This is a genomic window from Nakamurella lactea DSM 19367 (genome assembly GCF_000426645.1).
Classification (GTDB): Bacteria; Actinomycetota; Actinomycetes; order Mycobacteriales; family Nakamurellaceae; genus Nakamurella; species Nakamurella lactea.
The window spans coordinates 332,998-358,296 of the sequence record NZ_KE384549.1 but is presented as its reverse complement, the minus strand read 5'-3'; the positions used below and the strand labels follow the sequence as shown (position 1 = coordinate 358,296).

24 protein-coding genes are annotated in these 25,299 nt (G+C 68.1%); 12 read left to right on the top strand and 12 right to left on the bottom strand.

The features are described from left to right. The first annotated feature begins 60 nt into the window (after positions 1-60). Positions 61-1,080, top strand: a complete 1,020-nt coding sequence (locus tag K340_RS0122525) for a zinc-dependent alcohol dehydrogenase (protein ID WP_029138354.1) — start codon at positions 61-63, stop codon at positions 1,078-1,080. Between the two features lie 19 nt (positions 1,081-1,099). Here the strand turns inward: K340_RS0122525 and K340_RS36465 are convergent, their stop codons facing one another. From K340_RS36465 to K340_RS32505, 3 genes are read right to left on the bottom strand one after another with little or no spacing between them, the layout of a single operon-like run. After that, complete coding sequence (locus tag K340_RS36465) at positions 1,100-1,678, bottom strand: TIGR03086 family metal-binding protein (protein ID WP_029138353.1); 579 nt, start codon at positions 1,676-1,678, stop codon at positions 1,100-1,102. Continuing rightward, positions 1,675-2,160, bottom strand: coding sequence for an SRPBCC family protein (locus K340_RS36460; protein ID WP_029138352.1), 486 nt, complete (start codon positions 2,158-2,160; stop codon positions 1,675-1,677). The genes K340_RS36465 and K340_RS36460 overlap by 4 nt, the downstream gene beginning before the upstream one ends. Beyond that, positions 2,157-2,537 (bottom strand): ArsR/SmtB family transcription factor, encoded by a 381-nt coding sequence (locus K340_RS32505; protein ID WP_154674448.1) that lies wholly within the window; start codon positions 2,535-2,537, stop codon positions 2,157-2,159. Before K340_RS32505 ends, K340_RS36460 begins: the two co-directional genes overlap by 4 nt. Before the next feature lie 171 nt (positions 2,538-2,708). Between K340_RS32505 and K340_RS0122505 the strand changes: the two genes are divergently transcribed. Then, positions 2,709-3,323 carry a GNAT family N-acetyltransferase gene (locus K340_RS0122505; protein ID WP_029138351.1) on the top strand — a complete coding sequence of 205 codons (615 nt, stop codon included), beginning with the start codon at positions 2,709-2,711 and terminating at the stop codon, positions 3,321-3,323. A 245-nt stretch (positions 3,324-3,568) separates the two neighbouring features. Here the strand turns inward: K340_RS0122505 and K340_RS32500 are convergent, their stop codons facing one another. Then, positions 3,569-4,606, bottom strand: coding sequence for an RNA polymerase sigma-70 factor (locus K340_RS32500; protein WP_084614775.1), 1,038 nt, complete (start codon positions 4,604-4,606; stop codon positions 3,569-3,571). Positions 4,607-4,850: 244 nt separating this feature from the next. On the opposite strand from K340_RS32500, the gene K340_RS0122495 reads away from it, so the two are divergent. Further along, a complete protein-coding gene (locus tag K340_RS0122495; protein WP_029138350.1) occupies positions 4,851-6,062 on the top strand; it encodes an NAD(P)/FAD-dependent oxidoreductase in 1,212 nt (403 codons plus the stop codon). On the opposite strand, the gene K340_RS34710 is transcribed toward K340_RS0122495, so the two are convergent. The 3 genes from K340_RS34710 to K340_RS32485 all read right to left on the bottom strand — a co-directional run bounded on the left by K340_RS34710 (position 6,022) and on the right by K340_RS32485 (position 10,694). After that, a complete protein-coding gene (locus K340_RS34710) occupies positions 6,022-8,907 on the bottom strand; it encodes an eCIS core domain-containing protein (RefSeq protein ID WP_161632165.1) in 2,886 nt (961 codons plus the stop codon). The genes K340_RS0122495 and K340_RS34710 overlap by 41 nt on opposite strands. Before the next feature lie 184 nt (positions 8,908-9,091). Beyond that, complete coding sequence (locus tag K340_RS32490; RefSeq protein WP_154674429.1) at positions 9,092-9,550, bottom strand: pyridoxamine 5'-phosphate oxidase family protein; 459 nt, start codon at positions 9,548-9,550, stop codon at positions 9,092-9,094. Positions 9,551-9,680: 130 nt separating this feature from the next. Continuing rightward, positions 9,681-10,694: a lactonase family protein gene (locus K340_RS32485; RefSeq protein WP_051267241.1), complete on the bottom strand. Its 1,014-nt coding sequence runs from the start codon at positions 10,692-10,694 to the stop codon at positions 9,681-9,683. Between the two features lie 266 nt (positions 10,695-10,960). Between K340_RS32485 and K340_RS0122470 the strand changes: the two genes are divergently transcribed. The 6 genes from K340_RS0122470 to K340_RS0122445 are packed head-to-tail and all read left to right on the top strand — an operon-like array spanning position 10,961 to position 17,023. Further along, positions 10,961-12,538 (top strand): ABC transporter substrate-binding protein, encoded by a 1,578-nt coding sequence (locus K340_RS0122470; protein WP_154674428.1) that lies wholly within the window; start codon positions 10,961-10,963, stop codon positions 12,536-12,538. A 4-nt stretch (positions 12,539-12,542) separates the two neighbouring features. Next, on the top strand, positions 12,543-13,493 hold the full coding sequence (locus tag K340_RS0122465) for an ABC transporter permease (RefSeq protein WP_029138347.1): 951 nt from the start codon (positions 12,543-12,545) through the stop codon (positions 13,491-13,493). A 5-nt stretch (positions 13,494-13,498) separates the two neighbouring features. Further along, positions 13,499-14,416 (top strand): ABC transporter permease, encoded by a 918-nt coding sequence (locus K340_RS0122460; protein WP_154674427.1) that lies wholly within the window; start codon positions 13,499-13,501, stop codon positions 14,414-14,416. Continuing rightward, positions 14,413-15,240: an ATP-binding cassette domain-containing protein gene (locus K340_RS32480; protein WP_051267240.1), complete on the top strand. Its 828-nt coding sequence runs from the start codon at positions 14,413-14,415 to the stop codon at positions 15,238-15,240. Before K340_RS0122460 ends, K340_RS32480 begins: the two co-directional genes overlap by 4 nt. Then, complete coding sequence (locus tag K340_RS32475; protein ID WP_051267238.1) at positions 15,237-16,061, top strand: ABC transporter ATP-binding protein; 825 nt, start codon at positions 15,237-15,239, stop codon at positions 16,059-16,061. Before K340_RS32480 ends, K340_RS32475 begins: the two co-directional genes overlap by 4 nt. Continuing rightward, the gene (locus tag K340_RS0122445) at positions 16,058-17,023 is read left to right on the top strand and encodes a Gfo/Idh/MocA family protein (RefSeq protein WP_029138345.1); all 966 of its coding nucleotides are present in this window, start codon (positions 16,058-16,060) and stop codon (positions 17,021-17,023) included. The genes K340_RS32475 and K340_RS0122445 overlap by 4 nt, the downstream gene beginning before the upstream one ends. Positions 17,024-17,217: 194 nt before the next feature. Here K340_RS0122445 and K340_RS0122440 read toward each other — a convergent pair whose 3' ends face one another. Beyond that, positions 17,218-18,345 carry an alpha/beta fold hydrolase gene (locus K340_RS0122440; protein WP_211229586.1) on the bottom strand — a complete coding sequence of 376 codons (1,128 nt, stop codon included), beginning with the start codon at positions 18,343-18,345 and terminating at the stop codon, positions 17,218-17,220. Positions 18,346-18,619: 274 nt separating this feature from the next. Between K340_RS0122440 and K340_RS32470 the strand changes: the two genes are divergently transcribed. Further along, positions 18,620-20,020, top strand: coding sequence for an FAD-dependent oxidoreductase (locus tag K340_RS32470; protein ID WP_051267236.1), 1,401 nt, complete (start codon positions 18,620-18,622; stop codon positions 20,018-20,020). After that, positions 20,020-20,229 carry a hypothetical protein gene (locus K340_RS0122430; RefSeq protein WP_029138343.1) on the top strand — a complete coding sequence of 70 codons (210 nt, stop codon included), beginning with the start codon at positions 20,020-20,022 and terminating at the stop codon, positions 20,227-20,229. Before K340_RS32470 ends, K340_RS0122430 begins: the two co-directional genes overlap by 1 nt. A gap of 7 nt (positions 20,230-20,236) precedes the next feature. Here the strand turns inward: K340_RS0122430 and K340_RS0122425 are convergent, their stop codons facing one another. From K340_RS0122425 to K340_RS0122415, 3 genes are read right to left on the bottom strand one after another with little or no spacing between them, the layout of a single operon-like run. Then, positions 20,237-21,028, bottom strand: coding sequence for an ABC transporter ATP-binding protein (locus K340_RS0122425; protein ID WP_037366155.1), 792 nt, complete (start codon positions 21,026-21,028; stop codon positions 20,237-20,239). Between the two features lie 46 nt (positions 21,029-21,074). Then, positions 21,075-22,223: an ABC transporter substrate-binding protein gene (locus tag K340_RS32465; RefSeq protein WP_029138341.1), complete on the bottom strand. Its 1,149-nt coding sequence runs from the start codon at positions 22,221-22,223 to the stop codon at positions 21,075-21,077. 59 nt (positions 22,224-22,282) lie between these two features. After that, complete coding sequence (locus K340_RS0122415) at positions 22,283-23,161, bottom strand: ABC transporter permease (protein ID WP_029138340.1); 879 nt, start codon at positions 23,159-23,161, stop codon at positions 22,283-22,285. Positions 23,162-23,397: 236 nt separating this feature from the next. On the opposite strand from K340_RS0122415, the gene K340_RS0122410 reads away from it, so the two are divergent. Beyond that, positions 23,398-24,444: a LacI family DNA-binding transcriptional regulator gene (locus K340_RS0122410; protein ID WP_029138339.1), complete on the top strand. Its 1,047-nt coding sequence runs from the start codon at positions 23,398-23,400 to the stop codon at positions 24,442-24,444. A 5-nt stretch (positions 24,445-24,449) separates the two neighbouring features. Here the strand turns inward: K340_RS0122410 and K340_RS0122405 are convergent, their stop codons facing one another. Next, entirely contained in the window at positions 24,450-25,295 is an 846-nt protein-coding gene (locus K340_RS0122405) for a sugar phosphate isomerase/epimerase family protein (RefSeq protein ID WP_029138338.1), read from the bottom strand. Positions 25,296-25,299 lie beyond the last annotated feature (4 nt).

Genomic DNA, 25,299 nt, shown 5'->3' with positions numbered 1-25,299 from the left:
TCCAACTTGTCTGGTTCGGTCGTCGACCTCCCCGACCTGGCCGCCTTCTACAGTTGCGGTATGCGAGCTCTGGTGTTGACCGGTCCGGAACGGGCCGACATCCAACAGGTCCCCGATCCGGTCGCCGGCCCCGGCGAGGTGACGATCGACGTCAGCCGGGTCGGCATCTGCGGTACCGACGTCGCGTTCTTCCGCGGCACCATGCCCTATCTGGCCACCGGCCAGGCGCGGTACCCGCTGCGGCCGGGGCACGAATGGGTCGGGGTGGTGTCGGCCGTCGGTGCCGGGGTCGACGATTCCTGGCTGGGCCGGCGGGCCACCGGCGACACCATGCTCGGCTGCCGGGCCTGCGATCGATGCGCCCGCGGGTTGCAGCACGTGTGCGCCAACCGGACCGAGGTCGGCGTGCTGGGCGGCAAGGACGGTGCCCTGGCCGAGCAGTTGGTGGTACCGGTCGTCAGCCTGCAGGCGCTGCCTGATTCGGTGGACGATGCCGCCGGCGCCATGGTCGAGCCGTCCGCGAATGCGTTGCGGGCCGTTCAGGACGGCGGCGTCGCCGGTGGTCAGCGGGTCGCGGTGCTCGGGCCCGGCACCCTCGGCCTGATGGCGGTGGGCTTCGCCGCCGCCCGCGGCGCGACCGTGCATGCCGTCGGGCGATCGGCCTCGGGGCTGGCGTTGGCGGCCGCCATGGGCGCCGCCTCGACGTCCCGGCTCGCCGACGACCCGCTACCAACCGGCGGGTTCCAGGTCGTGATCGACACCTCGAGCGGCCCGCAGATGCCGCAGCTGGCATTGGATCTGGTCGAACCGGGCGGCACCGTCGTCCTGCTGGGCATTGCCGGCACCGCCGGCCCCATCGACACCCGTCAGGCGGTGACGAACGACGTCACGATCATCGGGAACCTCTCCGGTTCGCCGGCGATGGCCGCTACCGTGGATGCGTTCGCTACCGGCGTCGTCGATCCGCATCCGCTGATCGCCGCCACCGTTCCGCTGGAACGTGCCGCCCAGGTGCTCGCGGGGTGGCGGCCGCCGGATGCCGGCACCGGTCCGAAGATGCACTTCGCCGTCCGGGTGTGACGCCGTTGCCTCGCGATCGTCAGCGCCGGACCGCGGCCAGCGGATCGCGGCCGATGAAGCCGAGCAGCCGGGTCTGCACATCGGCCCCGTCCGGGACGGTGACCGCCGGACCGTACTGGCCGCTGGAGCGGATCACCGCCTCCATCTGCTGCATGCCGGCCAGCATCTCCGCACACTTGTCGGCGTCCAACGACTCGTCCTGACCGGTCGCCCTGGCCAGGTCCCAGGTGTGCAGGAAGACGTCCGTGGTGTAGAACCGGTCGATCGCCTCGGCCAACGGCAGGTCGCCGGTGTGCGGGTTGCTGAACATCGCCGTCGCGGTCCGCGGATCGTCCAGTACCGACTGCACACCGTCGGAATGCGTGAACCACGCGCCGGCCGGATCGGCGTCGACCGACGGCCCGTCCGGCAGCTCGATCCCGCTGCCGCCCTTGAGGAATGGCGGGAACCACTCCACCAGGTGGCGGACCACGTCTCGGGCCTGCCACTCGGGAACGGGCGACGGGTTGTCCCAGCCGTCGGATCCGACACCCCTGACCCGCTCACCGAAGCCGGCCGCAACCCGCCGATGCTCGTCCGCAGGCGTCCGCCCGGTCACAGGCTTGCCAGCAAGGCATCGAGCTGTTCGTAGCCCTCATTGACACCGACGTCCATGCCGCTGGACATCATGCCGTCCCTGGCTTCCATGCTGTTGTACAACGACTCGGTCCTGGCCCGGGTGCGGCCGTCACCGAGATCGTCGAACCAGACCGTCTCCAGCGCAACGGCATCGGGATATCCCTCGTACGTGAAGGTCTGCGTCAGCCGGGTCGGGCGTATCTCGTGGAACGAGCCGAAGAAGGCGGCGACCTCCTCGCCGTTGGCGATGGAGGCGTACCGCCAGCTACCGCCGGTCCGGCAGTCCCAGGCGTCGATACGCATCTCAAGGTCCTTCGGGCCCAGCCACTTCGCCACCAGTTCGGGCTCGGTCCAGGCGCGATACAGCTTGTCCGGACTGGCGTCGAACTCACGGACGATGGTGATCACCGGCAGCGTCGGATGCGCACTGATCTCGGTCTGACGCCTCGTGTCGATACTCATGATGCGGCCCCTTGTTCTCGTTGTGCTGCTGCGGGTTCGGCCGACCCCGGTTGCGGTCGGTCCAATTGGTCGAGGACGGCGTCGAGGCGGGTGAACCGCTCCTCCGCCGCCTGTCGGTAGCGTTCGATCCACTTCGTCATCAGGTCGAAGACCCCGGCCTCCAGATGCACCGGGCGGCGCTGCGCGTCTCGACTGCGGGACACCAGGCCGGCGTCTTCCAGCACCTTGATCTGCTTGGACACCGCCTGCACGGTGACGTCGTACGGCGCGGCCAATTGGTTGACGGTTGCGTCGCCGACGGCCAGCCGCGCCACGATGTCCCGGCGGGTGGGATCCGCCAACGCCGAGAACACCAGGGTCAGTCGATCCTGCGGCATCGGCCCCTCCTGCGTCATCGGCTCCTCCTCAACCTGTCGGTTGAATAACCGTAGACCGCGTCGGTGGCCCTCGTCAACCCCTCGGTTGAATAGTCTTGGATGACGCCGCGGCACCGCCAACCGACACCCGCCGCGCGTGCCTGACGGGCCGTCATGGTGTGGACTGGACCGATGCCGATGACCACTCCATTGCCACCCATCACGCTCACCGGGCAGTTGGTCCGGCTGGAGCCGCTGTCCCGCGATCACACGCCGGGGCTGATCGACGCCCTGAACGACGGGCAGATGTGGGACCGCTGGTACACCTCGATTCCCGAGCCGGCCGCCCTGCCCGCCGAGATCGACCGCCGGCTACAGCTGCAGGACAAGGGCGAACTGCTGCCCTTCACCGCGATCCGGGCCGCCGACGACCAGGTGCTCGGGATGACCACCTACTACGACATCGACCCGGCCGTGCCGCGACTGGAGATCGGCTACACCTGGAACCGGCAGTCCGCGCACGGCACCGGCACCAACGCCGAGTCCAAACTGTTGTTGCTGCAGCACGCCTTCGAGGTACTCGACTGCGAATGCGTCGGCCTGCGCACCCAGTGGACCAACTTTCAGTCGCGAGCCGCGATCGAACGGCTGGGCGCCAAGCAGGACGGGGTACTGCGGGCCAACCGCCGGGTACGCAACGGAGTGCTGCTCGATGCGGTGCTCTATTCGATCCTGCGGTCCGAGTGGCCGGCGGTGCAGGCGAACCTCCAGCACCGTCTGCGCAAACGGCGACCCGCTACCGGCTGAGACCGCTCCTGCCGGCCGTTTGCGACGTCTCGGTGGTCTCCGGTCGCGGAAATCGCCGCTGCCCCCGGCGTTTGCGACGTCTCGGTGGTCTCCGGTCGCGGAAACCGCCGCCGCCCCCGGCGTTTGCGACGTCTCGGTGGTCTCCGGACTGCCGAGGTCGGCGATCCCGGCACCCATGGGACATTCCGATGACGTCCGACCGACGCGGCAGCAAGATCCTCCACGGCGTCGTCTTCCACTGCGTCCTATTCGTCCATTCTCGATTCCGCTGATCGGCGCGCCGTCGGGTGCGTCCCGGTGTGCTCGGGCGCCGCTCGGCCCGCCGGCCCGCGCCGGCGCGGCGACGGCCGGCCACCGCCGCGCAACGGGTGCTCGGTACCGATCAGCGGCCCGAGATGTCGCAGCTTGTCGGGGTTGACGACGGATCGCACGGTCTGCACCGCGCCGTCGACGATGTCGATCGTCAACACGTTCAGCAGTCGACCGTCGGCATCGACGACCAGCGCGCCCGGCTGCCCGTTGACCGGGGCCCGCCGCAATCGCAGCCCGTACTCCCCGGCGAACCGGGCCAGCGACGCCAGCAGCTTCAGCACCCGTGCCCGGCCGTTCACCGGCAGCGGCAGCGACGGGCCGTTGCCCCCACCGTCTCCGTAGGCGACGACATCGGCCGCCAACAGGTCGACCAGCGGGTCCAGCTCACCGTCGGACACCGCGGCGAAGAACCTGTCCGCCAATAGTTCTCGCTCACGCTTGTCGGCGTCGAACCGCGGCCTGCCGTCGTCGATGTGTCGCCTGGCCCTGGTCAGCAATTGGCGGCAGTGCGTCTCGGACTTGCCCAGCGTGTCGGCGATCTGCGGATAGTCGAACTCGAACACCTCACGCAGCAGGAACACCGCCCGCTCGGTCGGCGTCAGCGTCTCGAGCAAGACCAGGAAGGCCATCGACAGCGTGTCGGCCAGCTCGATCCGCTCGAACTCCGGCCGCTCGTCGGTGTCCACCAGCGGCTCTGGCAGCCACGGACCGACGTAGGTCTCCCGCCGGACCCGGGCCGAGCGCAGGTGGTCGATACCCAACCGGGTCACCACCGTCGACAGGAAGTTCTTCAGCGAGCCGATCTCGGTGCCGTTGTCCCGTGCCCGCCGCAAGCGGAGATAGGCGTCCGACACGATGTCCTCGGCGTCGGCGACGCTGCCGGTGAGTTGGTATCCGAGCGAGAACAGCAGCGGTCGCAACGCGACGAACTGGGTGTCACTGTCCGTCTCGTTCCCGTTGCTGTCCGTCATCTCTCGCCTTTCCTACCCCGAGCGGCGTGTCTCCCGCCGCTCAACTACCACTGTGCACCCGCAGCGCCGGCGGCGCTCGTGTCGCCCTCCGGGACGAGACAGCCGCCTCGGCTGCGACAGCCGGCGCCGATCCGGTCGGAGGGATCGCGGCGCCCCGGTTCGTGTCGCAGTCGGCGCGACCACGTCGTCCAGAGGGTTAACGCACTACCTGACACGCCAGGTAGTGGCCAGGAAGGAAGAGGACATGACCCATCGAATCGTCGTGATCGGGGCGGGATATGCCGGGCTGCCCGCGGTCAAGCGGCTGGCGCGGCAACTGCGGCACGAGCAGGTGACCGTCACCCTGGTGAGCGCCTTCGCCGACTTCGTCGAGCGGCCGCGGCTGCATCAGCTGGCCGTCGGCCAACCAATCGCGCACACCCCGCTGGTCGACTATCTGGACCGCAGCAACGTTCTGCTGCTCGTGGCGTCCGTCACCGGCATCGATCCGGCCGCCCGACTGCTGCACACCACCGATCCGTCGGGGCGACGGCACACCGTCGGCTACGACACGCTGGTCTATGCACTGGGCAGCAACATCGAACTGAGCACGGTGCCCGGCGTCGCCGAGCACTGCATCGGCCTGACCGGGGTGGCCGCGGCCCTCGACCTGCGGGCGCGGCTGACGCGGCTGGCCCGGCACGGCGGCAGCGTCGCGGTCGCCGGCGGCGGGCTGACCGGAATCGAGACCGTCGCCGAGATCGCCGAGAGCTACCCGGGTGTGCGCACCAAGCTGGTGACCCGCGGGGTCGCGGGCGGCTGGCTGTCCGCGCAGGCGCGCGGCTACCTGGCCGACGTGTTCGCCCGCCTGGACGTGACGGTGGTCGAGCACGCGACCGTCGAGCACGCCGAAGCCGGGCGCTGGGTGCTAGCGGGGCACCGTTCGGTGCCGTTCGACATCGGGGTCTGGGCCGGCGGATTCACCGTGCCGACGCTGGCCCGCGAGTCCGGGCTGACGGTGCACGACGACGGCCGCGCGGTGGTCGACGAGACGTTCGCGTCCGTCTCGCATCCTGACATCTTCGTCATCGGCGACGCCGCCGCCGTCGCTGGGCCGTGGGGCGAGCAGCTGGCGATGGGGTGCCGCACCGGGGGCTTCACCGGCCTGCCGGCCTCCAACGCCATCGTCGCCAAGCTCACCGGCCGACCGCCGAAGCCGTTCCGCTACCGGTACATCCATGAGTGCATCAGCCTCGGCCGACGTCACGGGTTGGTGCAGTTCATGGATGCCAACGGATTCCCTGTCGATCGGATCCTCACCGGACGGAAGGCGATCCTCTACAAGAACGCGACGCTCAACGGAGCGAAGTTGCTGTTCCGTCATCCAGGGCCGGTGATCCCGCGGCGGCGTCGGCCGCTGAGCCATGAGCTGACCGTCAGACCCGTTCTGGCCGCGGTAGATCCACCAGTTCGATGAGCAGCAACCAGCTCTCGAAAGCATCCCGGTTGCCGTTGTAGTCCATCCGCGGCTTGCCGTCCTTGACGAAGTCGGAGCGGTTGCCCGGATCCGGCTCCAACTCGGCGATCTGCCAGCTGAGGTGGGACAGCAGCATCTCACGATGCTGCGCGGCCAGCGCGTGGTCGCCGTTCTTGTCCTTGAGCGCCTCGACGATCTGCTTCACCCAGTCGCGCAGGTAATCCAACGCCAGGACCTGGCCGGCGAACTTCTCGATGCCCGAGGCCGGATACGGATTGGATGGCGCGCTGGACGGGTCCTTCTTCAGGTGGCTCCAGTCCTCCCACTCGCCGTCCGCCGAAGACTTCGACCGCGAAGCCGAGCCGCCGAACTTACCCGACTGCGTGTTCTTCCCGCCGCTCTTCTCGGACTGGTCGAGCAACCCCGGGGTGTCCGAGACGTCCGACTCCGACGTACCGGTCGGCCGAGACTTTGTGGATTTCACCGACATCACCGGATTGACGATCGACTGGGACGGCAGCGCCTCGCCGGACGGCGGCTGCGTCGGATCGATCTTCGGCTCTGACGGTGCATCGGTCGCCTCACCGACCGGCCCGGAGCCGGAGTCACTGCCCGGCTTGGAAGTCTTCTTCTTGCTGGCATTCGCCTTCTGTCGGGCCGCTTTCGCCTTGTCACGGGTCTCCTGATCGGCGAGCGCGAGGTAGATGATGCGCTTCAGCGCCTGCAGGGTCTGCTCAGGGGTCTTCCCGGCCGTGCTTTCGGCAAGCTTGGGCAGCGTGGTCCCGATCAGCTTCGTCACCACTGCCAGCGCCGTGCCCGCCTCGTGGTACATGACCTCGGTCGGCACACCGCCGCTGCCGATGGTGCCACCGGTCGTCATCGGGAGGGCGCTTCCCTTGAAAGCGCTGGTGGACGAACGGAACGGGGAGAACTGGGTGACGGCGAACAATGCCTCCAGGGCCGCCGTCGGGTGCCGGTTGGGCTCGGCGACCAGGCCGGCCAGCATGATCGCTGTGCCGGCGTCGGCGACCACGTCGTCGGAGGCGATGCAGGTGCGGAACAGACCAGCCAACTGGCCGATGGTGGTGTCGGCCGGATACGGGTCGGTGCGTTCCGCGCCGGTGCGATCGTAGTATCCGATGTATTGATCCAGCGTATCCACGACGAAAATGCCGCCGTGCCACCGGAATTCCTCCCAGACGCGCTCCGGCACCTCGTCAGCCAGCTTCGGCTCCTTGTGCAGCTTGGCCGCCATCTTGACGGCGAGCTTGTCGGCCGCGGCCTTCTTCACCAACAGGTCGGCTCGGCGCGCCTTGGCCCTGGCCACCGCATCACGATAGGCGGCCCGGGCCAGGAACAGCTCGCGGACGCACGACCGCGCGTCTGCTCCCAGTTTCGACTGCGTGGCCTGGGCCGCGGCCAGCTTCGCCCCGGTCGGATCGGCCGGCTGCACCGACGCGTCGAGCATCTCGTTCATATCGGCCAGCTCGGCGGCAATGTCCTCCCAGGCCTTGAACAGCAACAATGTCAGCTCATCGACATTCATCGCCGGAACGGTGCCGCCCAACACCGGCACACCCGGACGCGGGGCGATAATGCGGAAGAAGTGTTCGTCCAGATAATGCCGACAGGTCAGGTAGAACACATCGCCGATCGGGTCATAGATCAGGCGTCCGTTCTGCTCTGCCTCCTTCCACCCCATCGCCGTGTACTCACGCAGCGGCCGGTCGATTCCCTTGACGTTCTTCTTTGCCTGTTTGTTCGGCAACGGCTTGTCCGCGTTGGCCAGGAACCGCTCGAAGAACGGCACCCGCAGGTTGTCACCGGCCACCGCGGAGGTGTCGGGAACCTTCCCGCCACTGTCCTGATGCCACGACCGCGCACCGGTTTTGATCTTGTCCCGCAGCCGTTGCTCGGTGGGCAGCGTCCGGTCGGTGGCCAGCGTCGCTTCGAGTTCGGTCAGCAGGCCCTGCACCCGGCCGATGAACGCCTGCATGCCCGACGGCAACCGGGACAGGTCCACCAGATAGACGCCGTCCTGGCTCAACGTCGAGCCCGTTGCCAGGTGCCTCTCGTATTCGACGGAGGTCATCTCCGGGACGGGCTTGCTCTCGACCGTGCTGGTGCTGCCCTCGGCCTTCTCGCCGTCCTTGTTGGTCCCGCCGTCCTTTCCGCTCTCGCCTTCCTTGCCGGTCTTACCGGTGCCCGTCTGGTCGCCCTTGTCGCCCTTCCCGCGCCGGATGAGCAGGCCGGCCGGATGGGCAGGCCGCTCGGGCCGATCCGCTGCCACGTTGGCACTCCCGGCCATCGCCGAACGCCGCAATTGCTTCATCACCCGATCTGCCGACCGGTCGGCCTCCGCCTCGGCCGGGTCGTCGGCCCGGCCGACGGTGACCGACGCGGCACCTGCTGGCCCGCCGCGTGCCTGTACGACGTGCGAGAGTTCGTGCGCCAACAGCCGTTGACCGCGATCGGCCTGCGGCGCATAGGCACCGGCCCGGAAGTAGATGTCCGCGCCGTGGGCGAACGCCGTTGCCTGGACGGCGCGGGTCAGCGAGTCCGCCTCACCGTCGGCGTGAATACGTACCGCGCTCAGGTCTGACGACAATGCCGCGCCGAATCCGGCCGCGATGGTCGGCGACAGCGGCTCGCCGGCGCCGCGCCGTCGGCGCAACGCCTCGGCCACCCCGCTCGGCGCCGGGCCGCCGCCCAGCGGATCGGATTCGGCATCCGCTCGGCGGATCACCGGATCGATCGCGGACTGGCGCGAGGTCCCTCCGGGCGCTGCCGCCCAGCCGTCCTGGACCGGGGCCACCGGACGTTGCCCCGTCGGGGTGGCCGCCACGCCTCCTTCATGCGCTCGCACGTCCCGGCGGGGTTCTGCCGCTGCGTAGTCAGCCATTGGGTGCCGCAATTCTCGAGGTCAGGATCCTGTCGGAACGCTACTGCCGCCGCCGCTCGGATCGCAATCCCCGTCACTCGAACGGCATGTCGCGCAGTTCGCGGTCCGGAACCTCTCCCCACCACTACTACATGTAGGCGGCGTAACCGAGGCTCCATTGCAGGTCGTCGCCAGGCTTGATGCGGCGGCCGCTGAGGTCTGCCGGTTCGATGCGAATCCAGAGCGAGCGGTCGCCGGGCGCCCACGGCGTCACTCCGGTCGCCCGGGTCCGCTCGATCAGTTCGTCGCGGTCCTCGACCGTCAAAGCCTGCGCCCGGCCGCGCATCAGCACGCTCCAGCCGGACCTGTCCGCCGGATCGAACCCGTCGATCTGAAACGAGACTCTTGTCTGGTCGGCCCGGGCCACCACCGTGCCGGGTTCGGTGCGGACGACGACCGTCTCGCCGTCCATCGCGTAGTTCAGCGGGATGATCAGCGGGTATCCGTCGACAACCACACCGATCCGGCCGATCGTGCCGGCCCCCAGAAGTTGGTGGCATTCCGACGGGGACATCACCCCGAACGTCGATTCGTCCTTGTTGCTCATCGAATCCTCCGGCTCCGCCACGTCCGATACGTTTCCGTTGCGGTGGGGATCGGTCGGGCTCTCTGCTCACCCTAGCCGCGGTCGGCCGCCGAGAGGTTGTCAGCGACCGGCAGCGCCGAGTTGCGTCATCTCAGGATCGGCTCGTTACCAGCCACGCGGCACCGGGACAGTTGAAGCGCACCTGGGCGGCACCGGGGATGCCGGCGTCGTCGAGCGGCAGCGACACCACCTGCGAGCTGTCCCAGCCGGCGATGAACAACTGGTCGTCGGCGATCAGAAGGTGTTGCGGCCATTGCACTCCGGAGTCGACCTCGGCCACCAGTCGAGGCCGTTCGCCCAGCGAGAAGACGCCGATGGTGTCGTGGCCACGATTCGCCAGGTAGCCCACCCCACCGCGGACCGTCAGATCGCCGGGATAGTTGCGCGGAGGCCGCGACCTGGCGACGGATGCCAACCTGGTGCTGGCCAGCGGGGCAGCATCGTCCCGGAACGGGAACACCACCGTCTGCGCCAGTTCGCCACTGACGACCACGGTGCCGTCGTCAGCGATCGCGGCGTGCCGAGGCCCGGTTCCCGCGGGGACGGGCCGGGCATCGATCTCGTCACCGATGCTGGTTCCGTCCGTCCGGAACTGACGGATCAGATCGGAACCAAGGTCGGGAACCAAGAGCCGTTCGCGATGCGCCACCACCTGGTGTGGATGCGGGCCCTGCTGCCGGTCCGGATCCGTCCCACTTCCCGACCCGGTCAGTACGGTCAGTTCCGCCTCTCCGATCGGCTCGCCGGCCTCGTCCAGTCGCCAGGTCGCCAGTGATCCGGATGTGTAGTTCGCCACGATCAGCAACCGCCCGGAGGGATGCACACAGACGTGACAGGGCTCCGCGCCACCGCTGGCGACATCAGTGATCAGCACGGCACCATCCCCGGTCAGTCGCCAGGCATGCATCCGCCCGTCAGTGCCGACTCCGGACGTTCCGTACAGCAGCGGCAGCCGTGGATGAGCGGCGAGGCTGGAGAGCTGCCCGATCGCGGTGACCTTGCGTCCGACCCACTCGGGCCCGTCCCGGTGGAACGTGAACAGTCCGCCGGTCGGGTCCGATGTGTCGCCGCGTCCGGCGACGTACATCGTGGTGGCCTGCGTCACGCCGAGGATCCCAGCAACAACAGCTGCGGGCACCGGGCGCTTCCCGAGCGTGCCAGACTGCGCAGCTCGACACTGAAAGTACTTACTGTCGCGGCCTTTCCACCGACAATGCGCTCAGCGGGCCGACACGAGACTGTAACAATCGGCACCTTGACTCGACCCATGACCACAGCCTACCGTCTCGTGAAACGCCATGTCGGTATTTGGAATGTGAAGCGGACCGGGTCCTCCGGCCACCAACCTGCCGGCTTGAAAGGTTCCCAGGAATGCGCCACCTAAGAACTCGTCATGTCACCCTCACGGTCGCCGCGGTGGCCCTGATCGGAGCGCTCGCCGCGTGCTCGTCGGGCATCAACAGTACGCCGACCACCGGCGCCTCCAGCGCCGCCGGCACGGCGACCAGCGGCAGCGCCGGCACCACGCCGGCCTCATCCGCCGCCGGCGGGGCAACCACGGACGAGACGCTCACCATGGCGATCCCCTCCGACATCTCGAACTTCGACCCGGCAACCAATCAGCTCATTCAGTACATCTACGCCATCCGGAACAATGTCTTCAGCACCCTGGTGAAGTACGACACGAATCTGGGTGTCGAGCCGGATCTGGCCACGCCGAGCGTCAACGACGACAGCACCGAATACACCTTCGCCCTGCGGCCCGGCGCCATCTTCCAGGACGGCACCCCGGTTGACGCAGCTGCCGTCATCGCCTCGCTCAAATCCGTTGCCGCCGGCAAGTCGATCTACTCCACGTACCTGTCCGGGGTGTCGAAGATGACGGCGAAGGACGCCACCACAGTGGTTGTCACCCTGAGCGAGCCGAACGCGGCATTCCTGGACGGCCTGGTCAACATCGCCATTGTGGCGCCGGACTCGGCCAAGACCGTCGGCAAGACGCCAGTCGGCTCGGGGCCGTACGCCTTCGATCACGCCACCGCGAACCGGGAGATCGTGCTCAAACGATTCGACGGGTACTACGGCAACAAGCCCGCCTACGCCACCATCGACATGAAGGTCATCACCGATCCCCAAGTTGCGGTGAACAATCTGTACAGCGGAGCGGTGGACGCCGTCAGCGAAGCACCGACGTCGGTGGTCAAGCAGCTCGATACCGGCAAGGGTGCTGTCGTCGCTCCCCAGGAGTCCAACAGCATTGCGATGTTCGAGTTCAACTCCTCCGGCAAGCTGGCCGACCCACGTATCCGTCAGGCCTTGGCATACGCGCTGAACAAGTCCGCCATTCAGAAGATCGCCTACGGCGGCGACGGAACGATCACGGGGAGCGTCATCCCGTCGGGCCCGTTCGCCGCCAAGGTGGACGGCTACCCGTACGACCTGGACAAGGCGAAGGAACTCTTGGCGGCGGCCGGCGCGAGCGACCTCACCCTGAACCTCACCCTGCCATCGGGTCACCCGGAAGCCACACAGGCGGCGCAGATCTGGCAGAGTGCGCTCGGATCCATCGGGGTCAAGCTGTCCGTCGACGCGCAGGAGACGTCCGTGTGGGTGGACAACTACGTGAAGCGGACCTACGACGTGACCTTCAACTTCTTCAACGAGAGCGGCGACCCGAACTCGTTCTTCAACACGATCATGCTGCCGCACCTGAAAGACGACTACAAGAATCCGACCATGTTGTCGGAGATCGCCGAAGCGCTGACGATCACCGACCAGCAGAAGCGAATCGCGGCGTATGCCACGCTCGCCGAGCAGGTCAACGAGGATCTGCCGATCCTGGTGATCCAGACCCGGCCATTGACGGCGATCACCTCATCGCGGGTTACCGGGTTGCAGCTGAACCCGTTGGGCTGGTTGCTCATCGACAACGCCACACCCGCCGGGTGAGCCGGTGCTGACCGCGATCGCCCAGCGTGTCGGCCGTGCCATCCTGCTCATGTGGTTCGTCACCGTCATCACTTTCCTGACCCTACGGCTGACGCCCGGTGATCCCGCTGAGTTGCTACTCGGTCCGGCGGCAGCGGACCCCGACAGCGCCGCGCTGGTCCAGGAACTGCGGCACACACTCGGCCTCGACCGTTCGGTAGTCGTGCAGTACGGGACGTGGATCGGGCGGCTGCTGCGGGGCGATCTGGGGACGTCCAACCAGAGCGGGACAGCGATCCTGCCGACCGTGCTGGCCGCCGCCTCGCCCACCGTGTGGTTGATCGTGCTGTCTCTGGTGGTGGCGGTGCCGATCTCGGTGCTACTCGGACTCGGCGCCGCCCGGGCACGTTCTCGGTGGGTGGACGCCACCGTCCGGCACCTGAGCAGCCTGGCGATGGCGACCCCGGGCTTCTGGATCGGTCTGCTCTTCATCATCTTCTTCGCGGTGAAGCTCGGCGCGCTGCCGTCCACCGGATACACGTCTCCGCAAGTGTCGTTCGGCGGCTTCCTGGAGCACATGATCCTGCCTGTCGCCACGCTGTCGATCTACCTCATCGGCATTCTCGTGCGCTTCGTGCACCTAGAGGCGACCACCGCCCTCCAATCCGATTTCACCCGCACAGCACGGGCCATGGGGATCTCGCGGGGCCGCACCACCTGGGTCTACACACTGCGTAACGCGGTGCTGCCGATGATCACCGTTGTCGGGGTTCAGATGGGTTCACTGATCGGCGGAGCCGTTCTGGTGGAACAGGTATTCGGCTTGGGTGGCCTCGGTCAGTTGATGCTGCAGGGCGTGCTGAATCGCGACTATCCGACCGTGCAAGGCGCCGTCTTGTTCACCACGGCCGCAGTGGTGCTGGCGACCACTCTGGCCGACGTCATCCGTTCCGTCGTCGACCCGAGGATCCGGTGAACAACATGCCCGCACTTCGGTCCCAGGGGCGCCTGCGCCGGTTGATCCCGACCACCCCGATGCAGGTCGTCGGCGCCGCCCTCGTGGTCCTGGTGGTGATCGCCGCGCTCGCCCCTTCCTGGCTGGCGCCGAGCGATCCGACCCAACTGGATCCCGACAACCTGCTGTCCGCCCCCTCATGGAAGCACCTGCTGGGCACGAACGAACTCGGCCAGGATCTGCTCAGCCTGATCATCTACAGCGTCCAGCTGGAACTCATCGTGGCAGCCGGAAGCACGCTGCTGGCAACAGTTATCGGCATCGCCACCGGTACGCTCGCCAGGCTCGCCCGCCGGCCGGTCGATTCGCTGCTGTCGGGTGCGGCCACCGGCGTGCTGTCGTTCCCACTGATCCTGCTCGGCGTGCTGGTGATCGCCAGCTTCGGCGCCTCGGCGACCTCGTTGTTGATCGTGTTGGCGGTGGCGTTCTGGCCGCAGGTACACCTGCTGGTCAGGGACCAGATCCGCACCGTCAACGATCGGGACTTCGTCACCGCCGCCCGGCTGTTGGGGGTCGGCACCGGCAAAATCGTGCTGCAGCACCTGATCCCGAATTCGTTGCGGCCATTGTTGGTACTCTGCCCGCAACTGATGGCGATCGGCATCCTCACCGAGGCGGGACTGAGCTTCCTGGGACTCGGCGTCCAGCCTCCCGAGGTCAGTTGGGGCACCCTGCTGCTGAGTTCCAAGAACTACTACCAGGATTCACCGTGGTACCCCTTGATCATCGGCATCGTGATCACCGCGACCTCCTTCCTGCTGATGCTGTTGGGTGATCGGTGGGCGCGTCGTGGTTCGCCTGACGGCCGGAGCAGGAAGCGGACCAAGCCATCGCCGCGGCACCCGAACCCACTGCCACAGAACGTATCCGGGGAGGCGACATGAGCGAATCGAAAGTCGAGACGACCCCGCCGAAGCCGCCGCCGCTGCTGGCCGTCGACGGGCTGACGGTGGTCTATCCGGGCACCGGTGGAGGACGGAAGAAGGCCGCACCCGCGGTCCGCGACGTCTCCTTCCAGCTGTCGGCGGGCCGAACCCTCGCGCTGGTCGGCGAATCCGGCTCCGGCAAGACCACCACCGGCCGCGCCTGCCTCGGTCTTGTGCCGGCCACCGGCAGCGTACGGATCCGTGGCCGCGAACTCGTCGGCCTGCGTGGCCGTCGGCTTGCCGAGGCCAGGCAGGGTGCCCAGATGATCTTCCAGGATCCGCTCGGCAGCCTCGACCCCCGCTGGTCGGTGCGACGGATCATCGCCGAAGCCGGCGCGCTCCGTCCCGACGAACCCGTTCCACCGGTCGAGGAGTTGCTCGAAGAGGTGGGGCTGCAGCCGGCGTTGGCGGACCGGCGGCCACCGCAGATGAGTGGCGGCCAGCGACAGCGGGTCGCGATCGCCCGAGCACTGGCCGCGCGACCCGACCTGGTCGTCTGCGACGAACCGACCTCGGCCCTGGACGTGAGCGTTGCGGCACGCGTCATCGACCTGTTGCAGGAGCTGCAGGATCGGCTCGACGCCGGCTACCTGTTCATCTCGCACGATCTGTCCCTGGTGCGCAGCCTGGCCGACAAGGTCGTGGTGATGAAGGACGGCGAGATTGTCGAAGCCGGTGCCACCGAAGAGATCTTCGGTGCGCCGACCATGGTGTACACCAGGACGCTGATCGATGCCGCCATGACCTACAGCCTCGACGGGGCCGCCGGGAGCACACCATGACAGCGCCGGCGCTGCTGCACATCGACCGGCTCTCGGTGACCTTCGCCGGCAGCCCCCGACCCGCAGTCGACAACGTGTCCGTGCAGGTCGCCGCCGGCGAGCGGGTCGGCATCGTCGGTGAGTCCGGGAGCGGCAAGTCCACAACGGCACTGGCCGCGTTGCGGCTGCTCAACGAGACACAGGTGGGCTACGGCAGCGAATCGCGGATCGAGGTCGGCGGCCGGGACATCCTGCGCCTGGCCGAGAGCGAGCTCACCGAGCTGCGTGGCTCGACCGCGAGCATGGTCTTCCAGGACCCCAGCTCCAGTCTGAACCCGGTGTTCAAGGCGGGACATCAGGTGCGCGACGTCATCGCAGCCCACCGGCCGGGAAAGCGGGCCGATCACCGGACAGCAGCTCTCGAAGCCCTGACGGCGGCCGGGATCCCCGACGCAGAGCGGGTGTACGGCTGCTACCCGTTCCAGCTGTCGGGCGGCCTGCGTCAGCGCGTCGTCATCGCGATGGCCATCGCCTGCTCTCCGGCCCTGTTGGTCGCCGACGAGCCGACCTCGGCGCTGGACGCGACGGTGCAGGCGGAGGTGCTGGCCACCTTCGATCGGCTGTGCCGGGAGCGAGGCACCAGTCTGTTGCTGATCAGCCACGACATCGGCGTGGTGGCCCGAATGTGCGAGAGGGTCTATGTGATGAGCCAAGGCGTAGTGGTGGAACATGGGTCTACCGACTCGGTGATCAATCGGCCGGAGCACGAGTACACCCGCACTTTGGTCGCGGCGGCCCGGCATCGCGAAGGCCGGACCCGCCAGACCAGGCTGACGAAATGACAGCCGGACTCGCGGTGGCCATCGTCGGCGCCGGCCGGATGGGCCAGGAGCACGCGGCGGCCCTGACCGCCGCCGGCGACCGGGTTCGTTGGGTGATCGACGCCGATCCGCGATCCGCGGCTGCGCTCGCCGGGGCTCACGGAGCCGAGTCGGGCACCGACCTCGACCGGCTGCTCGCGACGACGACGCCGGACGCCGTCGTCATCGCGACCCCGTCGGAACAGCATCTGTCCCAGGCTTTGCGGTGTGCCCACCTACCGACGCTGCTGGAGAAGCCGCCGTGGCTCGGCGATCAGGACCCGACCCCGTTGGTGGCCGCGTCCCGCGTTGCCGGGCGGCTCGTCGCTGTCGGGATGACGACCAGGTTCGACCCGGCGATCTGTTCCGTCCAGAAAGCGGTCAGCGCCGGCCGCATCGGCCAGGTGCTGTCCATCGATGACACCATCAACTTCGTGCTGGGTGATGAGAGTCTGCCGGCCTGGTACCACCAGCCGCACCATCGCGGCGGCGGCATCGTGCAGACCAACGGCGTACACGCCCTCGACCGGGTCAGCTGGATCCTCGGCGAGCTCCCGCGCCTGGTCACTGCCAGAGCCGGCTCGACCGCCCGAACCGATCCCATCGAGGACAGCGCAACGATCGTCCTGACAACCGACACCGCGAGCGTCACCGTCAACGTGCTGTGGAGCCAATACGAGCCACCACCGACCCGCCTCACGGTCGTCGGTACCCTCGGCACCGCAACCGCTTTCGCCGACGGCTCCTGGCAGGTGACGACGATCGACGGCACCGAACAGGGCGCCGCGGCCCCGGACCGCAACAACTACCTCACGCAATGGCACGCGTTCCGCGCTGCGCTGGCCGATCCGCGGGCACCGTCGACCATCCCCACTGTGTACGACTTGGTCGGACCGATGACGCTGCTCAGCCAGACCATAGCCACCCTGGACATTCGCGGCTGAACCAGCCGGGACGCTGTCGCCTTCGTAGCGAGGCCACGCGACCCTGGATGCCTCGGCAGCGCTCATCACCAGGACACAAACCGTCCGCAACTGGTTCGACGCTGGTCCGATGGACACCGTGGAATCGGGCGCCGTCGAGACACGCATCGACGGCTGGGCCGGACTCGAACCCCGGCGCGGCGCCCGGGGCGTCGTCAACTGCCGTCGGCCAACAGGAAGTCGTTCAGCTGCTCGACCAGATCCGACCAGGCGGGCTCGAACCGGGTGACGATGTGGTTGCCGGTATCCAGCAGCCGCAGTTCGCTGCCCGGAATCAGGGCCGCGAGTTCGAGCGCCTGGGCCATCGGCACCCGCCGGTCCCGCCGCGCGTGCAGGATCAGCGTGGGACAGGCGACGTTGCGAGCGATGTCGGAGACGTCGATGCGGGCGAACGCATCAAGGAACCGGGCGATGTTCGCGGTCGACGTGGTCGCCCGCTGCAGCCGGTTGAAGTCGTCCCAGGCCTCCCGCGGCGCTTCCGGCAGGAACTGCGCCGCGAAGACCTGCCGGTAGCCGGGGTCGTCCCGTTCCCAGGCGATGCGGCCGACCCGTAGATCCAGATCGGCCTCCTCCCGCTCGCTCGGGGTGGCCGCCCTGGCCAGCCGGCCGCGGGCGTAGGCACCGGCCAGCACCAGCCGGCTGACCTTCGTCGGGTGCCGGACGGCATAACTGACGGCGACCGCGCCACCCTGGGAGATCCCCAGCAGCGGAAAGCGCTCCAGCCCGACCGCATCGACCACCATCTCAAGGTCCTCCACCCAGGCGTCGAGACTGAACTCCCGGACGTCCCAGTCCGACAGCCCACAGCCGCGTTCGTCGTACCGGATCAACTGATGCGCCGACGACAGCTCCTCGATCCAATGGGCCCAGATCGGGCTGTCCCATTCCAGGTCGACGTGCGTCAGCCAGTTCGCCGCCTTCACCAGTGGCGGTCCGACACCCGAAGTGGCATAAGCGATCCGGACGTCGTCCGGTGATCGGCAGTACCGGATCTGCTGAGCGGTCCGGTGCCGGACCGGCTGCTGGTCCGGAGCCGGAGGACCGGACTCGGTGACGTCGGCGGCGAACCGGTAACCCACCCCGTGCACGGTCGTGATCAGCTGCTGACGACGGCCGTCGTCACCGACCGCCCGACGGGCGACCTTCAACCTGCTGGTCAACGCCGAGTCACTGACGTATCTGCTGCCCCACACCGCCTCCAGCAGTTCCGGCTTCGACACCACTCGATCACGGTTTTGGACCAGGTACAGCAGCACATCGAAGACCTGTGGCTCGACATGCACCTGCAGCCCCTCGCGGCGCAACTCCCGCCGCGACGGGTCCAGCTCGCAACCCTCGAACGAGTACAGGCGTCCACCCTTCCTATCGCCGCCCGGGTCGATTGTCCGGCCGGTGGTGCCCCCGGGTCAACGGCCGGGGTCCTCGCAGGCTCGGCTGCCGGCCGCCCGAGTCTCCTGGCCTTCTCCATGCCATCTCCATATCTCGCGGGAGGGGGCGGTCATCGTCAGTTCAGACCACCGACGACCACTGGGGTGCCGGGGTCGACGGAGGTGCGAGATGTCAGCAAACGGCCAGGCGGTGGTGATCGGGGCCGGTATCGGCGGGCTGTTGGCCGCCAGAGTGCTCGCGGAGCATTTCGACACGGTCACCGTTGTCGACCGGGACGCGCTGCCCGACGGTCCGACACCGCGTCGCGGCGTCCCGCAGGGTTCGCACGTGCACGCCCTGCAGATGGCCGGCACCAGGATCGTCGGCGAGCTGTTCCCCGGGCTGCGTCGTGAGCTGCTCGACGCGGGCGCCCGTGCGGTGGACAACCTGGAGCGGTTGCACTTCCGCACCGCCGGAATGCTGATCTGCGATCAATCACACCCGGTACCTCCGGTGCTGGCGGTCAGTCGGCCCTTCTTGGAATGGACCGTACGACGGCAACTGGTGGCCCTCACCAACATCCGGGTCATCGACCGGTCCCCGGTCACCGGGCTGCGCAGCGAGCCGGATACCCGGTCCGGCCGCCGGATCACCGGCGTCCAGCTGACCGACATCGACGGTGGCTCACCGCGAACGCTCGATGCCGACCTGGTGCTTGACACTTCCGGCAGAGGGAGCCGAACTCCGATCTGGTTGTCGGACAACGGTTTCGTCGCACCGCCGGAGGAGCGAGTGGTGGTGCGGATCGGCTATGCCAGCCAGCAGATCCGGTTGCCCGCCGGTACCCATCCGCGGGACATCGTGATCGAAGGCCGGACGCCGGCCCGGCCGGTCGGGATGGCGGTCTTCGCCGGCGAGAACAACAGCTGGACCTTCTCGGTGATGACCACCGGCACACCGGCGCCCGCCGACCGCGAGGAGCTGCTGACCGCCGGTCGGGCCATCGCCCCCGACTGGTTGGCCGAGGCCATCGACCGTTCCGAGCCGCTCGGTCCGGTGACCCATCACGGGCACCCGTCGAGCCTCTGGCGTCACTACGAGCGGCTGCGTCGATTCCCGTCCGGTCTGCTGGTGTTGGGCGATGCGACCTGCGCACTGAACCCGGTGTACGGACTGGGGATGACGATCGCCGCGCGCCAGGCGCTGCTGTTGCGGGACCTACTGACGGACGAACAACCGGTGCGGCCACAGCGTTTCCTCGCCGCCGCCGCTCGCCCGGTGGCCGATGCCTGGTGGATGTCCAACGTGGCCGATCTGGCCTTCCCGCAGACCCAGGGACGGCGGACGGCCGGCGTCAGGTACGCGGGCCGCTACCTGCGCCGGGTACTCGGTGCTGCGCATCGGGATCCGGCCGCGGCGCTGCGGTTCCTGCGAGTGGCCGGGCAACTCGACCGCCCGGTCGCCCTGCTCTCCCCGGCGATGCTCGCCGCGGCCCGGCGTCGTCCGACCCCTGGGGGTCCCGCCGTCGGGCGGGTGACGGTGCCAGCGGGCGTCGCCGAGCACAACACCGCGACGACGGAGGTGACGTGATGGACCGCCTGCCCGACGATCATCCGGACATCGTCGACTGCCCCGACTGCGTGCTGCCCGCGGAGGTGCTGTGGCGCGCGGATCTGCCGAGCACCGACGGACCGGTCCCGCACGTGAAGATCCGTTGCCTTGCCCGTCATTGGTTCCTGCTGCCGGTCGCCCAACTCCGCGGACCGCGGCCGGGCCCGGCGCGCTATCAGGGTGCCTGATCCAGGGTCAGTCGTGTGCGGTGCGGGCGCCGAGCAGCTCTCGGATCCTGGCGGTTCGCGCACCGAACTCGGCCGATGCCATGGCCTTCGAGTAGTCGTTGCGATCCGGCAGCTCAACCGGCAACACCTCAAGCACCCGGCCAGGGCGCCGGCTCATCACCAGCACCCGCTCGGACAGGTACACGGCCTCGGCCACCGAATGGGTCACCAGCAAGACCGTCGTCCGGGTCTCCTGCCAGATCCGGTGCAGCTCCGAGTTCATCTGCTCGCGGGTCAGCGCGTCGAGTGCGCCGAAGGGCTCGTCCATCAGCAGCACGGGCGGCTGGTGCAGCAGCGCCCGGCACAGCGAGACCCGTTGCTGCATACCACCGGACAGCTCGTGCGGCATCGCGTCCTCGAACCCGGCGAGCCCGGTCATCTCGATCAGCTCGGCGGTCCGCCTGGCGATCTCGGCCTTCGGCATCCGGCGCATCTCACCCTGCAGCGTGATGTTCCGCCGGACGGTCCGCCATTCCAGCAGCGCCGCCTTCTGGAACACGAAACCGATATCGCTGCGCGGCGAGGTCACCGGTTCACCGCGCAGCGTGATCGATCCCGAGGTCGGTCGGACCAATCCGGCCACCAGCTTGAGCAGGGTGGACTTCCCGCAGCCGGACGGTCCGACGATCGAGACGAACTCCCGCTCCCGCACGTCCACCGTCACGTTGTCCAGCGCAGTGACGTCTGCCCGCTTGGTGCGGAACTGGACGCCGACGCCGTCGATGGACACTGCGCTGGACAACGGCGGCTGCTTCTGCATGATCGCTGGCTCCGGTGCAATAGTGGACTTCAAAACCGCGCTCCCGTCAGGCCTTCGGCGCGAAGGACGAATCCCAGAACTGGTCCGGCGTGCCACCGGGCTTGAGCTGCTTCTGGTCGGTGAATACCTTGATCGTCGACTCCCAGTCCTTCTCCGAGTTCGCACCTGGCGGCAGCGACGTGGTATTCGGGGTCGACAGCGAGGTCTGACCCAACTTCCACTGCTCGGCCAACACCGACTCCTCGGGCAGGTTCGGGCTGACCCCGGCCATCGAGGCGATCGCCGCGTCCGGATCCTTGACCGCCGCGGTAAAGGACTCGCTCACCGCTGCCACCATCGCCCGCACCAGTTCGGGGTCGTCGCTGATCGTGTCGGTCGGCGCCACCAGCCCGGTGCCGAGGTACAACACCCCGAAATCGGCGAACCGCAGATAGCTCATCTCCCGCCCGGTCTTCTGGGCGATGGTCGGCCCCTGGTCGTCGATGAAGCCCAGCAAGGCATCTGCCTGGCCGCTGATCACCGAGGAGATCTTTGCGGACGGGTCGACGTTCACCAGCTGCACGTCATCGGTCGTCATCCCATTGGCCGTCAGGAAGGCGCCGAAGGCGACGGTGAACGGATCGCCGGGGGTGATGGCGATCTTCTTCCCCTTCAGGTCCGAGGGCTTGGTGATGTTCTGGTCCTTGAAGAACTGCACGGCGCTCGGGGTGGTCTGGTAGAACACACCGACGCTCTTGATCGGGACCCCCGCCTGGACCGCACTGAGCACCGCCGGGGTGTCCACCCAGCCGAAGGTGGCCTGCTTCTGGCCGATCGCCTTGGCGACGGTGCCCGATCCCTTGCCCGGCACGATCGTCAGATTGATGCCGTGGTCGGTGAAGATGCCCGTCTTCAGCCCGAGGTACAGCGGCGCGTGCTCGCCGTACGGGTACCAGTTCAGCATCAGCGTGACGTCCTTCGCCGGGCCGGCCGGCGCGCTGCTGCCTGCGGTCGCGTCGGTCGTCGATGCCGCCGTCGACTCCGCCGGTGCCGCGCTCGACGTGTCGGGATCGGCACTGCCGCTCGGCTCCTGACTGGTCGGTGCCGCGGTGGTTCCACCCCCGGCGGCCGGGGTCTCGCTGCTGCCGCAGCCGGCGATGAGCATCGCCGCGGTGGCGACGAGTGCCGCCAGAACACCTCGTTGTGTTCGCTTCATCGGTGGTTCTCCCGTTCGGTTGTGTCAGCAGGGTTGATCGGCGGGGCCGATCGCAGGAACTAGGAAGTCGTCGTCACCGACGCTTCGCGAACCGTGGTGTGCCACGGCATCACCAGCCGCTCGATGAGTTCGACGAGCAGGAACAACACCACGCCGAGCGCGGACAGCACGATCAGCGCGGCGAACAGCAGCGCGGTGTTGACGTTGCCGTTCGCCTCCAGGATCACGTTGCCCAGCCCCTTGTTCGACCCGACGAACTCACCGACGACGGCACCGGTGACGGCCAGCGTGACCGCGACCTTGAGCCCGGAGAACAGATGTGGCAATGAGGCGGGGAAGCGGAACCTGAGGAACTTCTGTATCGGTCCGGCACCCATGGTCGAGGCCAGGTCGAGCATTTCCGGGTCGATCGACCGGAGTCCGACATAGCCGGACACCACGACCGGGAAGAACGCGATCAGCAGCGCGATCAGGATCTTCGGGGTGAGGCCGAACCCGAGCCAGACCACGAACAGCGGAGCCAGTGCGATCTTCGGTACCACCTGTGCCAGCACCAACAGCGGATACGCCGTCTTCTCCACCGTTCGCGAGTAGACCATGGCGACCGCGGCGAGCAGGCCGAAGACCACCGAGAGCACGAAGGCCGCCAGGGTCTCGTAGGCGGTGACGACAGTGTTGTCCCACAGGTAGCCGGGGTTCTCGACGATGGTTCGCCAGGTCTCCTGCGGTGACGGCACCAGGTACGGTGGTGCCAGCTCGATCGCGGTGATCAGCCACCAGATGAACAGCAGGAACAACAGGGCCAGCAACGGGCGCCAGCCGTCCGATGCCCAGCGGGCCAGCACGGTACCGATACTGCGGCGCCGACCTCGGACCGCGGTGACGCCGTCCTGGTCGCGCCCTGTCGCCGTCTCTCCATCGGAGATCAGGTGCGTCATTGCAGATCACCTACGATTCGGGAAGCGCTTTCAGGCGTTGGTTCACCGTAGGCAATCGAGCTCACAGGTGTCAAGGGTGTCGAGCTCCCGAACGGTCTTTCCGCAGTTGCCGACGGACTGGTACAGCACACCCGGTGCGGCGTGGTCATAATGATGCCGACGAGTGTCGAGGCGAAGCGGTCCCGGCTGAGGGTCGACCACACCGGTGGGTGCGGGCACGGGTCAGGAGGTGGGCGATGACAGGCGGATCGTATGTCCGGCTGGAGGATGTCGCGCGACACGCGGGCGTCTCGCTGGCGACGGCATCGCGGGTGTTGCAGGGATCCTCCCATCGCGGCCGACCCGAGTACCGCGCCAAGGTGATGGCGTCCGCAGCAGAGCTGGGATACATCCCCAATCCCCATGCCAGGGCGCTGGCCGCCAACACCTCGGACACCATCGGGCTGGTGATCCACGACGTGCGGGATCCGTATTTCGCCCTGATCGCCGGCGGCGCCATTGACGTGGCCACGGCCCGCGGCCAGTTCGTCACCATGGCCTGCACCTACCGCGACCCGGAGCTGGAGGCCAGATACATCGCCAATCTGCGGGCGCAGCGGGTCCGGGCAATCATCCTGGCCGGCAGCGCCTTCGTCGACGCGGCCACCAGCAAGGCAATGACCACGGAGCTCGAGTCCTACTACAACGCCGGCGGGTCGGTCGTGTCGATCACCAGGCACCGCCTCCCCGGAGATTGCCTGGTGGTCGGAAATCGTTCCGGCGCAGCCGATCTGGCCCGTCGACTGGTCGATCTCGGGCACACCTCGTTCGCCCTGCTGGCCGGCACCACCCGGCTGGTCACCATTCGCGACCGGGTCGCCGGGTTCAAGAAAGGGCTGGCCGAATCGGGCATCGAGGTCGACCCAGCATTCGAGGTCAGCGGCACCTTCGACCACGACGGCGGACTGCGGGCGACGCAACAACTGCTGGCCTCCGGCCGGCTGCCCACCTGCATCTTCGCCTCCAACGACGTGATGGCACTGGGAGCGCTTACCGCACTGCGCCGGGCCGGCGTCGACGTTCCGGGCGAGGTATCGGTGGCCGGCTTCGGCGACGTGGTGATGGCCAGGGACTTCGTGCCGACGCTGAGCACCGTGCACCTGCCGCTGGAGGAGATGGGTGCGCACGCGATGGAGCTCGCACTGCGCGACGAGCGCGGGTCATCGCCGCGCAAGGTCACCATCAACGGTGAGGTGGTACTCAGGGAGAGCACCGGCCCGGCCGCGTCCCGGCGCCGGCGCTGACCTGGTCACGAACCCGCGGCACCGGACTCGAAGACCCGGACGAATCGCTGCTTCACCAGCTCCAACACCTGCACCGGATCGGTGGCCCAGACCTGTTCGTTGAAGATCTCCACCTCGATCGGCCCGTCGTAGCCCGCGGCGGAGACGGCCGCCGTGATCGGCGGGAAGTCGATCACCCCGTCGCCGGGAACGCCCCGTCCGTACACCGGGTGCGGTAGCGGCACCAGCCAGTCGCAGACCTGGTAGCTGATCACCCGCTCCCCGGCCGCACCGATCGTCTCCAGGATGCCCGGATCCCACCAGACGTTGAACGAATCCACCGCCACCCCAACGTCTTCGGCCGGGAACTCGGCGGCGATGTCCAGCGCCTGGCGCAGCGTGACCACCACCGAACGCTCTCCGCAGAACAGCGGATGCAGCGGTTCGACGGCCAGCCGCACTCCCGCGGCGTGCGCCCGCGGCGCGAGCTCGGCGATGCCGTCCAGCACGGCGGCGCGAGCACCGGCCAGGTCGCGACTCTCCGGCGGGACGCCGCCGCAGACCAGATAGAGCACGTCCGCGCCGATGGCGGCTGTGAGTTCGATGGACTCGAAGTTTTCCTGCTGCGCCTTCCGGCGGGCGGTCGCCGTCTCGCCGGTGAAGAACCCGGCCCGACACACACTGGATACCTGCATGTCGTTGTCCGCCAACAATTGCCGGGTCCTCGGCACCCCGGTCTCCGCCACCCGGTCGAGCCAGAGCCCGACCCGATGGATACCGGCGGCCGCGCACCCGTTGACCGTCTGCTCCAGATTCCAGGACTTGACGGTGATCTGATTGATGCTCAGTCGGTCCAGCCGGGCGTCGCTCACGTTC